This window comes from Vibrio sp. 10N.286.48.C11 (genome assembly GCF_041469805.1).
In the GTDB taxonomy this organism is placed as follows: domain Bacteria; phylum Pseudomonadota; class Gammaproteobacteria; order Enterobacterales; family Vibrionaceae; genus Vibrio; species Vibrio crassostreae_C.
Genome location: NZ_JBFRLK010000121.1, coordinates 1 through 16710, shown reverse-complemented (window position 1 = coordinate 16710; position 16710 = coordinate 1). Strand labels below are relative to the sequence as shown.

At 45.1% G+C, this 16710-nt stretch carries 4 protein-coding genes; 3 read left to right on the top strand and 1 reads right to left on the bottom strand.

The features are described from left to right. Positions 1–16 precede the first annotated feature (16 nt). The 3 genes from AB4209_RS21460 to AB4209_RS21450 all read left to right on the top strand — a co-directional run bounded on the left by AB4209_RS21460 (position 17) and on the right by AB4209_RS21450 (position 4266). Complete coding sequence (locus AB4209_RS21460; protein ID WP_017069898.1) at positions 17–643, top strand: bifunctional 4-hydroxy-2-oxoglutarate aldolase/2-dehydro-3-deoxy-phosphogluconate aldolase; 627 nt, start codon at positions 17–19, stop codon at positions 641–643. An 848-nt stretch (positions 644–1491) separates the two neighbouring features. Beyond that, positions 1492–3258 carry a sodium:solute symporter family protein gene (locus AB4209_RS21455; RefSeq protein ID WP_017061487.1) on the top strand — a complete coding sequence of 589 codons (1767 nt, stop codon included), beginning with the start codon at positions 1492–1494 and terminating at the stop codon, positions 3256–3258. A gap of 243 nt (positions 3259–3501) precedes the next feature. Continuing rightward, positions 3502–4266, top strand: coding sequence for a transporter substrate-binding domain-containing protein (locus AB4209_RS21450; protein ID WP_017067326.1), 765 nt, complete (start codon positions 3502–3504; stop codon positions 4264–4266). Between the two features lie 75 nt (positions 4267–4341). Here AB4209_RS21450 and AB4209_RS21445 read toward each other — a convergent pair. Further along, the coding region (locus AB4209_RS21445; RefSeq protein ID WP_372057315.1) for a cadherin-like domain-containing protein at positions 4342–16710 on the bottom strand (12369 nt) is incomplete at its 5' end.

Sequence of the window (16710 nt, the reverse complement as noted above, 5' to 3'; positions counted from 1 at the left end):
ACGTGAGAAAGAATTCATGACGACATTAAATGAACAACTAGCAAACCTAAAAGTAATTCCTGTAATCGCTATCAACCGTGCTGAAGACGCTATCCCTCTAGGTAAAGCACTTGTTGAAAACGGCATGCCATGTGCAGAAATCACGCTTCGTACAGAATGTGCAATCGAAGCGATTCGCATCATGCGTAAAGAATTCCCAGACATGCTAATTGGTTCAGGTACTGTACTGACTAACGAGCAAGTTGATGCATCTATCGAAGCTGGCGTTGATTTCATCGTAAGCCCAGGTTTCAACCCGCGCACTGTTCAATACTGTATCGATAAGGGTGTTGCAATCGTACCGGGTGTTAACAACCCAAGCCTAGTTGAGCAAGCAATGGAAATGGGCCTTCGCACGTTGAAGTTCTTCCCTGCTGAGCCTTCTGGCGGTACTGGTATGCTTAAAGCACTAACAGCGGTTTACCCTGTTAAATTTATGCCTACTGGTGGCGTAAGCTTGAAGAATGTTGATGAATACCTATCGATCCCTTCTGTACTTGCGTGTGGCGGTACTTGGATGGTTCCAACTAACCTTATCGACGAAGGTAAGTGGGACGAACTAGGCAAGCTGGTTCGTGACGCAGTTGATCACGTTAACGCTTAATCTATTTTAGATTGAGTGATGAAGCCTCACCTCGGTGGGGCTTTTTGTTATCTGGCGTTTATTGCGCTGACTAACCGTAAAACACGCTCAATCAACATTATGTTTCCCCCACACCTTATCGCCTTTCTCTCTATGGGCTCGTCCAGCTCCGCGACTAAGACAGGCAATAACAAGTAATGTAAGCTTTCAATCGACTTCAGCACGCATCTAACGAAGCGTTACTGGTGCCTCCTATCGCCTATCCAGCCCCTTACCCAGCAATGTTCCTTTTCGATACGTCGTCAAACATCTCTCATGGCATGCACTGAAGACCACAATAGACAAAGTGAGCCGCAAAATGTGTCCCGCCCGTCCAGTTTAACGCCCACTCAGTGACAAAAATTCCAAACACGCACCTCTAAAGCACAAAAAATAAACAAATGGCATAGAAAGGCTTCATAGCCGCAGATAAACAGAAAATAGCGAAGTGAAAACAATGAGCTACACTTGAAATCTCAATACAAAAATTTTCAGTATAGAGTTCCAAATTAACGTGAATGTCGTCGCACAACACATCGATTTGTAGCACATTTGTTACGGTTATAATTAAAATCTTATAGATACGGCAAAGTAAGCGCCCTTGTTTATATTGTAATACATATAAACATTTAACCCTCAATTTATTTTAGATCTCAAACAAAATACACTCACATTTAAATTCAATTAAAACAAATGCTTACACGATCACACATTGGCACTAGAAAAATCAATGCGACCTAGATCATACTAAAGACATATTGTAGTACAAATAAAACTTAGGACGCGTTAATCTAAGCCCAGTTAATTATGATATTTAAAAGGCTGAAAAGATGACTATTGATACTTTTGTTGTTCTCGCCTACTTCTTCTTTTTAATCGCGATTGGTTGGATGTTCCGTAAGTTCACCACCTCTACAAGTGATTACTTCAGAGGGGGCGGCAAAATGTTGTGGTGGATGGTTGGTGCAACTGCCTTCATGACACAGTTTTCAGCATGGACGTTTACAGGTGCCGCAGGACGCGCGTTCAATGACGGTTTCGTTATTGTAATCCTATTCTTAGCCAATGCTTTTGGCTACTTCATGAACTATATGTACTTCGCTCCAAAGTTCCGCCAACTTCGTGTGGTAACGGCGATCGAAGCAATTCGTCAGCGCTTTGGTAAAACGTCTGAACAGTTCTTCACATGGGCAGGTATGCCTGACAGCCTTATCTCTGCAGGTATCTGGCTAAACGGTCTAGCTATCTTTGTAGCAGCGGTATTCAACATCCCAATGGAAGCGACCATTGTGGTAACGGGTATGGTTCTAGTATTGATGGCTGTAACCGGCGGCTCTTGGGCGGTTGTTGCTTCTGACTTCATGCAAATGCTTGTAATCATGGCCGTGACAATCACTTGTGCGGTAGCAGCTTACTTCCACGGTGGCGGCTTAACTAACATTGTTGCTAACTTCGACGGCGACTTCATGTTAGGTAACAACCTAAACTACATGAGCATCTTCATCCTTTGGGTTGTATTCATCTTCGTGAAGCAGTTCGGTGTAATGAACAACAGCATCAACGCATACCGTTACCTATGTGCAAAAGACAGTGAAAACGCACGTAAAGCGGCAGGCCTAGCATGTATCCTTATGGTTGTTGGTCCACTAATTTGGTTCCTACCACCTTGGTACGTTAGTGCATTCATGCCTGAGTTCGCTGAGCAATACACATCAATGGGCGACAAAGCCGGTGATGCTGCTTACCTAGCATTCGTACAAAACGTAATGCCAGCAGGTATGGTTGGTCTTCTTATGTCAGCAATGTTCGCTGCAACGATGTCTTCTATGGATTCAGGTTTGAACCGTAACGCTGGTATCTTTGTAATGAACTTCTACAGCCCGATTCTTCGTAAAAATGCGACTCAGAAAGAGCTGGTTATTGTAAGTAAGATAACGACTATCATGATGGGTATTTTCATCATTGCGATTGGTCTATTCATTAACTCTCTGCGTCACTTAAGCTTGTTCGATATCGTAATGAACGTAGGTGCGTTGATTGGCTTCCCAATGCTTATCCCTGTCCTACTAGGTATGTGGATTCGTAAGACACCTGACTGGGCTGGTTGGTCTACTCTAGTGGTTGGTGGTTTCGTTTCTTACATCTTCGGTATCTCTCTGCAAGCAGAAGACATCGAGAACCTATTTGGTCTAGAAACAGCGCTTACAGGCCGTGAATGGAGCGACTTGAAAGTAGGTCTTAGCTTAGCTGCTCACGTAGTGTTCACAGGTGGTTACTTCATCATGACTTCTCGCTTCTACAAAGGCCTATCGCCAGAGCGTGAGAAAGAAGTTGACCAACTATTTACTAACTGGAACACGCCGCTTGTAGCGGAAGGCGAAGAGCAACAAAACCTAGATACTAAACAGCGTTCAATGCTTGGTAAGCTTATCAGCACAGCCGGTTTCGGTATCCTAGCAATGGCTCTGATTCCAAACGAACCAACAGGACGCTTATTGTTCCTACTATGTGGTTCGATGGTACTAACCGTTGGTATCCTACTGGTTAACGCATCTAAAGCTCCGGCTAAGATGAACAACGAGTCAGTTGCCAAATAGCTAAGCAGCTAACAAGTTAAACCAAAATGAAGCCCATGTTATTCGATAACATGGGCTTTTTGTTTGTCTTCGGTTTATCAAAACGGAATATGAAACGCACCTCGATCAATGCTCACAAACCATAGAAATACCTATCTCCTGCCCTCGTTTCATCTTCTTTTCCAACCTTTCCAATGGTTTGATCTCTTTCTCTGATTGTTTCTGTTACTTTGAATGACAACACAAACACAACAGACAATTACAATGAAAAAAACATCACTATTACTTGCTTCCATTGCTCTGGCACTTTCTGGTGTCGCACACGCTGACCAGCTAGAAGACATTCAAAAATCAGGTACTCTGCGTGTGGGCACCACAGGTGACTACAAGCCTTTCTCTTACTTCGATGGTAAAAGCTACTCTGGCTACGATATCGACGTTGCACAGCACATCGCGGAACAATTAGGCGTTGAATTGAAGATTGTTCGTACCACATGGAAAGATCTACTGGCCGATCTAGACGACGATAAGTACGACATCGCAATGGGCGGCATTACACGTAAAATGCAGCGTCAGTTAAACGCGGAACAAACTCAAGGCTACATGACCTTTGGTAAGTGTTTCTTGGTTGCAAAAGGCACCGCAGAACAGTACGACAGCATTGAGAAAGTGAACCTCTCTTCTGTTCGTGTGGGCGTGAACATTGGCGGTACTAACGAGATCTTTGCCGACGCGAACTTGCAGAATGCAAGCTTCACACGCTACGAGAACAATCTCGACGTACCGAAAGCAGTAGCAGAAGGCAAAGTTGATGTGATGGTAACAGAAACGCCTGAAGGTCTATTCTATCAAGTAACTGATGAACGTCTTGAAGCGGCACGCTGCGAAACTCCATTCACCAACAGTCAGTTCGGCTATCTGATTCCTAAAGGTGAACAACGTTTGTTGAACACGGTGAACTTCATTATGGATGAGATGAAATTGAAAGGTGTTGAAGAAGAGTTCCTGATCCACAACTCCCTTAAGTAACTCTTTTCAATTTATACCGTAACAAAAAAGAGGCCAGCAATGCTGGCCTCTTTCGTTATGGTTCAATGGTTCGCTTTAACCGTGAGTTATCACATTCTGCTGTACCAATGCATCCAGAATGTCCGAAGGCATGGTGCTACTTAAGGTTAGCTGTGGCGCAAGGTCTTCAACCACAATCACCTGTTCCGTAGTACCTAAGCCATCCGGGTTGATCGTAAGCTCAATATCATCCCCGTCCACTTTCGCGTCTATTTGTTGTAGCAACGCGGTCATGTCTGGAGATGTATTTTTAAGCTCCGGCAACACTTCTCTCAAGTCAATGCTGTCCCCTTCCGACAAATCAAAGTCGGTAATCGTATCTTCAACACCATCTTCGATGTTAAGCCATACGAACGAGTCCATACCATCACCACCAGTCAGAATGTCTGAGCCTCCGCCGCCAATCAGGGTGTCGTTACCGTCACCGCCAACAAGTCGGTCATTACCAGAGCCCGCAGTTAGGTCAGTCGCATTGGTGCCAGCAAACAGCTGAACATCATCGGTTTCCGAAGCCAGGTTAATATCAACCGCGTCAGACACAATGTTCAAGTTCAGGTCAATCGAAGCCGATGTCGCTGTATCGTTGTTGTCAGTCTCTTCAGAAACTGCCTCAACTTTCAGTGTGTAGTTGCCTGGCGTTTGAGAAAGCCCAACCGCTTGCAAGCTTTCAATTGCATCCGCCGTTGCCACCCATACACCGCCACCGAAATCGGTCACAGAACCAACGTCACTGGTGATTTGAGCACCTGCCGGTACATCACTGATGTGCAGCGTTAGCTCTTCTGTGATGTCTGTTAATGCCGCGATAATTCCAACCAAAGGAATACCACTCGCACTCACTGATTGGCTCGCAGTAATGTTTCTCACGTAGTTAGATGCAGGGTCAATCGATAACGTTGGCGCGTTAGCCACTGGTGTCACCTGTATCGTAAACTCTTCTGGTGGTGTTTCGATAATAATTCCAGATGGATTACCACTATCCTGAGCTACCACTTGTAACTGAATACTGTTCGATGGGATATATTGCGTATTCACAAACACGCCAACAGGGGTGGTTGGTGTATTAATGATTGCATTGATATCCGCCGGTGTACCTTCCAGTATGATTGAGCTTGTGTCCTGCCCGCTAACAGTGACAGTGGTTGTTCCTGGCAGAGTTACCGATAAAGCACCAAAATCGACACTCAAGGTAACCGTCATGAAATCGTCGGCATGAACGCCTACATAGTCAGGGTCTGCTACGGTAATGCCACTAATCAATTGCTCGACATCTTCGTCAATGACAGGCGTGACACCGTCACCATTAATGATTGGCGAATCATTAACACCTGTCACTGTTAAGCTCAAATCGCCGGTGTCTGTTAGGAAGTCATCAGCTCCATTGGTTTGCCCATCGTCTTGAACGGTATATGTAAAGCTGATATCTCCACTGGTCGCATCGTATTCATCGTTGGCATCAAAAACCCAATATGGGCCAGTAATCGACGGATCATCTACACCACCACTGTTTTCAAAGTAGTCCAACTGCCCTTGACCCGAAGTGAGACTGACATCGGTTATTGTCAGGTTATCACCTTCAGGATCGCTTGATGCTGCAATCAAATCTTCAGCTTTAATTACGATTTGATCATCTTCAGCAATCGTGCCCAAGTCGATGTCCGTTGCCACTGGCTGATCATTCACTTCCGTTACCTTAATGGTAAAGGTCGTTTGATTGGTTTGAGCAGTATTCGGGTCTCCAGCATCAATCAGACCGTTATTACCACCATCATCAACAGTGGCAGTGACTGTCGCAACACCTCCCTGATTTAGGTAATTCTCATCCGCACCCAATTCGAATCTGACACTACCTGTATCCAGAGCAGTATTTATATTGGCCAAAGTTCCAGAGAGAACAATGGCGCTGCCACTAGTTGGCGTAGAGGTAACACCCGTTGAAGAGGTGTAGGTCAACGTACCTTGATCGACCGATAATGTTAGTGTGTAGATCGCGTTCGGATCATCATAAACGGCGTCCGGGTCCTCTATCTTAAAGCCCGATATATCACTCAATGCAATAGAGGTGTCTTCCGGCGTCTCTAAGTTTTCAATATTGACAAATGTTGGTTGGTCATTGATCGGATCAACCACCAAGTCGACACTGAAAATGGTTTCCGCCCCTAAATACTCAGTGTTATCCGCATCTGTATCTACTGAGCGAACAGAAATAGACAACGGTGTATCAATACCAAGCGCATTACCTGTGTCTGAATTGTGCTCACCGGAGTTAAACACGATCTTATCGAGTGCTGTTGCATCTACGTCTAACGTCCATGTATCAGAGGCTGAATCGTAAATACCTAGTGTTGTTCCATCCGGATGCAAAATTGACGCGTCTTGTGGAACATTGCTGACCACAACACGGATGGTTTCTGGCGAGTTTTCAGTATAAGTCCCACTCCCCGATGCAGAAAATGCGTTATCCAGAATAGTCGTGTTGATTTCAATATCAATATTTTCGCCTTCTAAACCGACTACCGAATCAGTCGGATCCGTATCAATATCGTCCCCTACAGGAAGTACATGCACTTGGAAACTTGGCAGAGTACCTGCGTTAGTTGGTACACCGAGCAAAGATTCTTGCGTAAACACCTCAACACCAAACTCAAAAGTACCGCTGAAATCTTTCGGAGGCAGTACCGATATTTCGCTCAAATCGAATGAATTCGAGACACTTGAAGGTAATTGGACACTCCACACGCCTCCACCATTATTCTTAACCGTGAAGTCTGAGGAGTTATCTACCCTGAATTGGAAGCCATCAGGGACATCAGTAAACTTGATAGAGACAAACTCTTCCGAACCATCTAAATCCGTCAAAGCAATCGACACTGGACTTGAGCCAGCGAGTGAAATCTCTTGGTCTTCACTACCCGTTATTTCAATGACATCTGCGTTCGTTCCAGGACCAGTGATCGCAATATCATCCACCACAGGGACTACGTCAAAGCTAACCGACGTTGAGAAAAACTCGGGAGTTGCATCTTCCGTTGTTGTTGAGCCATCTTCGTTGAACGTCGCAGTGTCTATAATATTACCGCTCACAGTAACGCTAACGCTATCAACATCCATATCAGTTACATCATCGTAAGTCGGGAAGTTTTCTTTCGGTCTAAACAGAACACCAGACAAGGCTCCATTATCAATTTCCGTCTCAGTGAAAGATATTGATGTGCCTAAAGCCGTTCCAGTATCACTGTAAAATTCACCATTACTTGTGTCAGTTAAGGTTAGAGTAATATCGGTGAAGCGCTCATTACCGCCTTCAACACCATTAACTTGGTCTGCAACCGAACCCGAGAAATCAAGCACAATATAGGTGTCTTCATACCCCACAGCTTCAGCCCCCGGTTGGCCATCGATATCAACGGGATCCAACGAGTCATCTAAAGAACCCGCGATATCGACAGAAATAGTTGGCGCTACGTCAGTTACTGCGGAGACTTTAATAATGGCGCTTGTATCAAGTACATTTTCATCACCAGAGATGAGGTCTTTGGTAATCACCGTAAATGGCAATTTAAAGTCCCCAGAATAATCTGCGGGTAAATTCAGCACCAAATCAGAGAAGTCTGGCGTTACACCTTGTACCAAAGTGGACTGATACACATATTCGCCGTTAACGAAGTCAATCTCACCACTACCACCGATGCTGATGTTAAGTGTTTGGGTAAGATCTGATGGGTCAAGAAACACGGTATCATCAATAACGATGGTAATTTCGTCGTTAAATACATCGCCACCACTGAAAGTAATGATACTTTCAAGCGCGTCACCAAGCATGAGCTGAGTATCTTCAATCGCGTCGATTGTCTGGTTCGGAGTTGCAGCGATATCAGCAGCAATTTCTCCTCCACCAACGATCTCTTCAGGGAAGGTCAAAATAACATTACCCTCTCTTGGAGCAATCGCAGAATTCTGGTCACCCAATTCGTCCCCCAAGTCTTCAACTTGAGTAAACACCGTCATCTTAATGCTGCTAGTGTTAGTCGAGATACCATCATCATATGGCGCTGTTAGATCTAAGCCTTCTGGTGCGCTAATCGTAAATGCATCTTCATCTGTGACTACCCAACGGCCATCCCCCTCATACACTGCACCAGTCACGAGCAGTTGACTCAACACATCTTCTGGTAACGCGCCATCAGACGTAGTAGTCAACTGAACCACGACCTCGTTAACGACTTCGTTGATAGGAAATACAGGAGAGACATCATCTTCTTTGTAACGGATAACGTACTCACCATCCAAGATCTCAATACCACCACCATCTACGGCTTGGTTATCACTATTGGTTGTGAATTTGATTACACCCGCAGCATCAGATGTAATTGATGTTAACTCACCGCTACCGTCTTCATTGGAGAAAACGATAAAGTTATCGTCAACTCCATCTCCATCTGGATCTTTAGGTTCCACAACAGGCACAACTTGTACTGTGATGGTGCCTGTAATTGCTGGATTAGCAACTACTCGGCCGCCCTCACCAACAATCGCATCGTCGGTGTACTCGAAATCTCTCTCCTCCATCTCAACGACGGTTGTCAGCGTAAAGTCGACACTTGAGTTTTCTGGTGGTGTCATTTGGATAAAGTTGTTCGCCAAAGCAATCTGAGTAAATTGCTCCGGTGTCTGTGAGGTGTCTTTCGGTGTAATGATTAGGGTGCCGGCCATGCTGGAATCGACCGTAACATCACCATTGACCACCGCGACTACATCCGTTGGAATGCCATTAATGGTAATTGAAGTGAAATGTTCGTCATCATCAATGTAATCATCACCTTGTGGATGCCAATCAATATTAATAGCGGTGTCTTCATCACCGGTTGTGGTGTTGCTATAGGTTGCAGAAGTGTCGATTCTAGGTTCAACCAACACTCGAACTTCTTGATCAAACGTTAAGGTGTGTCCATCGTTCTCGGTAACGACAATCTGCCCCTTGATATGAATATTTTCTGTCGACGAGTCAATCGGACGAATTCGGATACCAGAAGTAATACCTTCCTCTGTGATATTCGCTTCATAGATTGGTTTATCTAAATCAGGGTTTCCGTTAATGTCATCTTCATACCCAACGAAATTTAGGTCGATAACCGTACCATCACCGTCTTCGATTACCACGCCCTCAGGGATACCTGATAGAATAACAGTTATCGATTCGGAATCATCGCCGACAAGAGGATCATCAGTCGGGTCATCTGGTTTTCTCTCACCAGACAACACCGTGAAATCTAGAACAGCGTAGTTATCTCCGCTTTGACTCTCTTGGATTGTGGTTTGTACCCCACTCACACCGCCATCTGTAAACTCTTCCCAATCGGTACCATTAGTTCCACCAAATGGCACATCAGCAACACCAATGACCTCAACGTTGACTGTTTTAGGACCAAATGTGATTTCATCAACTACTTCACCCGTTGAAAGATCTGCCTTGTCTTTGACAACACCTAACACATCAAAACTAAAGTCTTCATTACTGTGCTCTTTGGGTATCACTTCTACGTTGGCAAGTTCAGAGTAAAGAATCTCTTGATAATCGACACCCTCAATTGTCACGGTTGGTACAAGGGTATCGGTCCCAAGTAAATAAAGCCCAGCCCCCTGAGTGATATTATTGATGCGTACGTATAGAGTTTCCGACGTATCCAAATCTTCAGATGGTGTCATCGTAATCACTTCATCAAGAGTGAACGCGACTCTATTGCTAGGATCCCCAACAGTATCTGGATCGAGAATATTATCTTCATTGATGGTTTTGCGATTCACGCTTAAGGTGCCTAAGTCGGCGTCTGGAAGTACATCAATAACTAATATTCGTTCTTCAGAGGTGGCAACCTGTTTACTGTTAGCACCGCTATTATCGCCATCTAGGAATGGATTACGGGTTTCTTCCGTCAAAGCTACTACTTTAAAGCTAATGGTGCCCGAGAAGTTATCAATCGGATCGACGACTGTGCTATTGATATCTGCCGCATCAATAACATATGGGCCTCCAACAGGCCCTATCGGATTACCTGAGCTATCCAATAGAGTGAACTTCCCAGCGCCCTCATCAACAGTAAGTTGATATGTGAGTGTTTCAGGGCGAGAAGTATCTTGAGAATCAGCCTCGAGGTTAAGAGTGATCGTATTTCCATCTTCCGTTACCGGAATCTCTGCACCCATGCTGTCTGTATCAGGAAGATAAGTGTAAGTGCTATTTGCATCATCCCACTCAGCCTCATCTGCTACGGCTTCAATTTCAATTCTAAAGCTGGAGCTTACCGTATGGTCAGGTACCCCGCTGTTGTCGATCTCCAATTCATAATTTATTGTGGCTCCATCATTACCGGTACTAAAGTTTCGGTCTGGTACAAAATAAAGATTATCGATGGTAGCTATAACATCTTTTGGATCAGTTGAGTCATCGGGATCAGGCATGAACGTCTGAACGATATTTGCACCATCTAGAACATAGTTTCCATCTACATCTGTAGACAATTTCACATATTCAGCACCATCAAAGTAATAGAATGTACCTCTATGGTTGGTATTATCGAAGATCTTCAGTTGGCCGATCGCCTCTGTGTTATCTTGGTCGTACAAGTTTACTTGTAATGCTACTTGAGCAGGTGCATCAGGCAGACCGTCTTGATTATCAAAGGTGTTTTCTAGGTCTGTTGGTTCACTACCCGCCGCATAATCAATTGATGCATCACGACCAATATCCTCCGTTGTCGTCACTTTCAGCGACACAGCCGTTGAGTCCTGATCAACGATAGTAATATTCAGTGGCGTTTCTGAGGTATCTAAATCCGAATCGGTTGCAATTACATTGATCGAGAAGTTGATCTCATCGCCGTCATGATCTAGATAACCATTTGCTCTAAATTCGACTTCACCGTTCGAGTTTATACGTAAGCGACCCAACTCTCTCTCTACTGTTCCTCCACTTCCATCATCGGTTTGTTCATAAACACGAACCTGCTGGCGCCCTAAGTTCAGGTCATAACTATCACTAAATGCTCCACTCGTTCCTCTCCTGAAAACGATATCAACACCACTATTTGAAATACCTTCTATTTGGGTGAGCACAGCAGCGTCGGCACCTGGGTCTGTTGCACTCGCAAACATATTAACCAAAGAGTCATTGTAGTTTTGCCCTTCTAGGCGAGAGATAGACTGAGTTGTCACTAGAGGAATGTCATCGGTGACCGTAATATCCAGTGCGATTGCATTAGACTGGTCGCCATCGAAATCTTCGGCTACGACAGAGAAATTCAGCACTATGCTATTTTCACCGTCAGCTATAGGGTGTGTGAGCGGTTTAAACAGTTCAAACTGATAGCTGTTGTCCGTAGTATCAAACACAACCTCAAACACAGCCTCGTTGCTTGTCTCAGTTTGTGCTGTGTAGGTAAATGTCGTACCACTCTCAACAACCGGAAGCCACTCTAGGGCTTCACCATTAGACGTAAGCCCTGTTAGCACTGCATCAGGGTTAACCAACTCATACAACACAACACCATCCGCACCTTCATCAATGGTAAACAAACCATTAATGACGGTATCTTCAGATTGGTCAGAGCCTATACCCGCTAAGTCATCTTCATCGACAATCACTTCACCCGTCGGCGGCGTCATTTCCGGAATATCATCAATGACTTGAATTGGTAATTGATACTGGTTGGAATCATCGCCATCACTATCAACAGCCACTACATCAAAGGAGATAAGCAGCTTATTTCTCGCCTCTGAGCTAGGCTCATGGTCTAGAGGACCAAGCAAGGTAAATGTGTAAGCACCATCATCAGTCAGAACTAATGTGAAAATTGGCGTTCCGCCAGGGTCAGTTGCACCTTGGTAGGTGGTCGTGTTAGCAGCACCTGTGATCTCAGTGATCTTAATACCTTCATTGCCAGACGATAGCGTCGCTTCCAACATTGAGATATTTCTCAATTCGTAAGTTTCAACTTGGTCAGCTCCTTCGGTCGTCACAAAACTTCCCGAGGCTTGCGTTGGTGTTCCAATCTCCTCTTCATCCACAACAAAGGTGCTGCCAACCTCTATCTCAGTAATTTCAGGCACGTCATCGGTAATGGTGACACTGAGTGGTGTCATTGCTGAATCGGTTTCATCGGTGTCTACCGCGTAAACAGGCAAGGTAAATAGTTGATCATTGTTACCTTGAACGTCCGCATGGTCGATCTCTTCGAGGAGCGTAAATGTGTACTCGCCTAGCACTAACGATGAGAAGCTAATTTCAAAGATTTCAACTTCTGGCCCAAGAAGAGGGTCTTCCGTAGTAAATCCTATATAGCCACCGGCAACTGAAGGGTCCTCTTTCAATTGAATCGCTAATCCATTAGACGTTAGAGCTCCGCCGACATTAAATTCATTGGTCGCAATACGGAAATAGCTAACGTCGTCACTACCCGCAGTAAAGGTTATCTGCTCTGTTTGGCTCACAGGTAAACTTGGTGAAGAACCATCGGCTAAGTTCACTTCACTCAAGCTCACTGGTGGAATGATATCAATCGTCGGTGGAGCACCATCACTAATTACTAACCTAACGGTTGCGTCTTCTAGATCGAGATCTTGGTCTTGAGATGCAACAACGATGTTCTTAATGATATCGCCATTTTCATGGTCTAGGTTTCTATTCGGCTCAAAGCGAATATCACCATTGAGTTTAATAAACAGTGTCCCTTCTGGGTAAACAAATACTTGCTCATTAGTATCGTTTTGATCGAGAAGAACCTCGGCCCCACCATCATAGGTAAATTTAGTAACTGTTGAACCATCTGCACTTGGACCCGTTATTGTTTCAAACACATTACTGCTCGCCATGCCCGAGGTTGGCTCAGTGACTAGTAAGTCTCCAGATTGCATCACTTGAACATCATCCCCGATAACCACTTCAAGTTGCTTAGGAGCGGACACATCACCATCGGTGTCTTCGGCATAAACCGATAAATCGAAAGTAATGTCATTGTTGCCATCGCCTGGCGCATGGTCTAGTCGCTCTAGTAGTGTAAAGGTATAAATGCTTGGATTTGAACTATCGAACGTTAAGGTGAAGATAGGCACCTCTACGCCCGGTGAAACCGTCGTGAATGCTAAGTAGTCACCAGAGTTTGCTGGCTCTTCCCTTAGATCAACCACTAGTCCATTCGACTTGATTAATCCGCCAGTGTTAAATAGAGACGTGTCGACAACAATTATTGCAATGTCGTCACTGCTAGCGATGGATGTGATTGTATTGGTTTCACTAATCAGCACCGAGTCAGGAGAAGATCCGTCTGCTAAGTTACTTTCAGATAAGTTAACGCCGGGGACTACATTCAGCGCGGGCCCTTCACCATCAATGATGGTCAGTCGAACACTCGACATGAAGATATCGTTATCGAAATCCGATGAAGTGAAAACGATATTTTTAACGATATTCCCGGCAGAATGATCAAGGTTTCGATTTGGCTCGAACCTAACATCACCATCTAACGTGACGAACAAAGAGCCTTCAGTAAAGGTAAACTCTTGCTCCCCCGTCACGGTCTGATCGAGCGAAATGGCTAATCCACCATCGTAAGTAAACTCGGTGATGGTCGCGCCGTCCGCGCTTGGCAAGGGCATAACATCAACCGTTGCTGTTGTCGGCGTGCCAGAGCTTGGTTCTGTGATCGTAAGAACCCCATCCTGCATTTGCTGAATGTCATCTTCAATGGTCACAACGACATCTCGCCTTGTTGATTCAGAACCATCTGTATCGACAGCATAAACTGGCAAGCGGAAATTCAAATCGTTGTAATTGAGACCATTAAGGTGATCGAGTGCTTCCAGCAAGGTAATGGTAAATTGGCCCTTGTTAACACTATCAAAACTAATCGTAAAGACATCGGTTTCTGCACCGGAACCGTTTGTGGTGAATCCGACGTAGCTGCCCGAATCCGCTGGCTCCTCCTTCAATTCAACGACTAAACCGTTTGATTTCAATAACCCGCCAAAATTAAATTCATCCGTAGCGATTCGGAAATGACTCAGGTCATCACTCCCTTCTGTGTAAGTGATGGTATGAGTTGAACTAACTGGCCCTGCCGTCGGCATTGAACCATCGGATAAGTTCACTTCAGATAAGTAAACGTCAGGGACAATGTTGATAACAGGATCAACGCCATCCGTGATAGTAAGCGTCACCGTTGCGGTTTCAACATCATTATCGAAATCGCTTGTTTTCACGGTAATGGTTCGAACAATATCGCCATTCGAGTGGTCAAGGTCTCTATCTGGTTCAAAACGGAGCGAGCCATCCAACTTAACGAACAACCGTCCGTCAGCAACTGTGAACTCTTGCTCTGTAAAATCAGTTTGAACAAGCGTAAACGGCCCATCTGCCCCATACATAAACTGGGTAACGGTCGCACCATCTGCACTCTCTGTAGGCATAACATCGACAATACTTGTAGTTGGCGGACCACCTGCTCCTGAAGTCGTCACAGGTTCAACAATACTTAAAGTACGATCTTGCGTTTGCTGTAAGTCGTCGGTAATGGTGACGTTCAAAGAGGGCGATGCTGAATCGGTGTTGTCGGCATCAACCGCTATCACAGGGATATCGAAATCTAAGGTATTAGAAAGGTTACCATCAGCGTGATCTAAAGCCTCTAAAAGCGTAAATGTATATTGACCAAGATTGCTGTTCGAAAATTCAAGTGTGAACACGTTCGTTTCAACATTTGAAGCGCCGGTAATAAAGCCAACATAGTTCCCCGAATCAGTAGGTTGCTCTTTAATTTCCACTGTCAGGCCGTTTGACTTCAATGCACCTGACGAATTGAAGTTCGTGGTATCGACCCTAAAGTGCGTCACATCATCGCTACCATCAGTAAAGGTAATGACTTTGGTTTCACTGACAGCTGTCCCTGTAGAGGCAGAACCATCAGCTAAGTTTGCTTCATTCAGAGCAACATCAGGAATTAGATCAATCACTGGTTCATCGCCATCTTCTATCCTCAGCGACACAGAGGTGCTGACAATATCCCCATCTCCATCGACTGAATTAACCGAGATAGTTTTGACGATATCGCCACCAGAATGATCGAGGTCTGACACAGGTTCAAATCGCATGTTTCCGTCTATAGTGACGTATAGCGTACCCTCGTCATAAGTGAACGACTGTTCGCTTGCGATGTTTTGATTAAGAGTTTGTAAAGCCCCCCCATCATAGCTGAAGCTCGTTAATGTCCCTCCGTCCGCACTGCTGTCCGGCATAAGGTCAACAGTATTGGATGTTTCAACACCTGTTGATGGCTCTTTCGCTGTCAATGAGCCAGCGACTAAGGCTTGAATATCATCGGTAATCGTCACCGATAGTGGTGACATGAGAGAGTCATCGCCATCGGTATCAACGGCATAGACCGGCAAGCTGAACGTCAGATCGTTGTTACCTTGGATTGGTCTGTGATCGATAGCTTCCAAAAGTGTGAAGGTGTATTCACCCAAGGTAGTGCTGCTGAAATCGAGAGTAAACACCGTGGTTTCGACATTCGAAATATCGGTCGTGAAGCCAATATAATTGCCTGAGCCCGTTGGCTCTTCACGAATTTCAATGATCAAGCCATCTGATTTGAGTGAGTTATCTGTATTAAATTCGGTTGGCTCTAAGCGGAATTTCTCAACATCGTCGCTTTGATTAGTGAACGAGATGGTTTCTGTTTGACTCACTGCCCCCATGATTGGTGACGAGCCATCCGCTAAATCTGCTTCAGCAAGCGCGATGCTTGGCACCGATTCAATGGTTGGGATATCACCATCAATAATCGTCAGTGTGACAGTAGCCGTTTCAACATCCACATCACCATCACTCGAAGTAAACACCAGTGATTTAACGATATCGCCACTCTCGTGGTCTAAATCACGGTTCGGCTCAAAACGCACATTGCCTTCAATGGTGACGAACACATCACCCTCAGTGAACGTAAATTTCTGCTCGCCCGTGATTGTTGGATCTAGAGTTTGAGCGGTACCACCGTCATAGGTGAACTGAGTAATCACTGCGCCATCGGCACTTTGCGCTGTCATTACATCAATCGTATTGGTCGTCACCGTACCGTCAGCTAAATTCGGCTCGGTGATATCCAGCGTGCCGTTCGCCATGATTTGGACGTCATCACCAATGGTCACCGACAACGGAGACATTAATGAATCATCGCCATCTGAATCCACTGCATAAACTGGCAAATCGAAGGTCAGATCATTATTGTCGAGACCATCGGCATGGTCTAACGCCTCAAGCAACGTGAAGGTGTATTCACCCAACGTGGTACCTGAGAAGCTTAAGCTGAAGACAGGAACGTCCGTTCCAGCGTCATCAATAAAGCCGGTATAGAT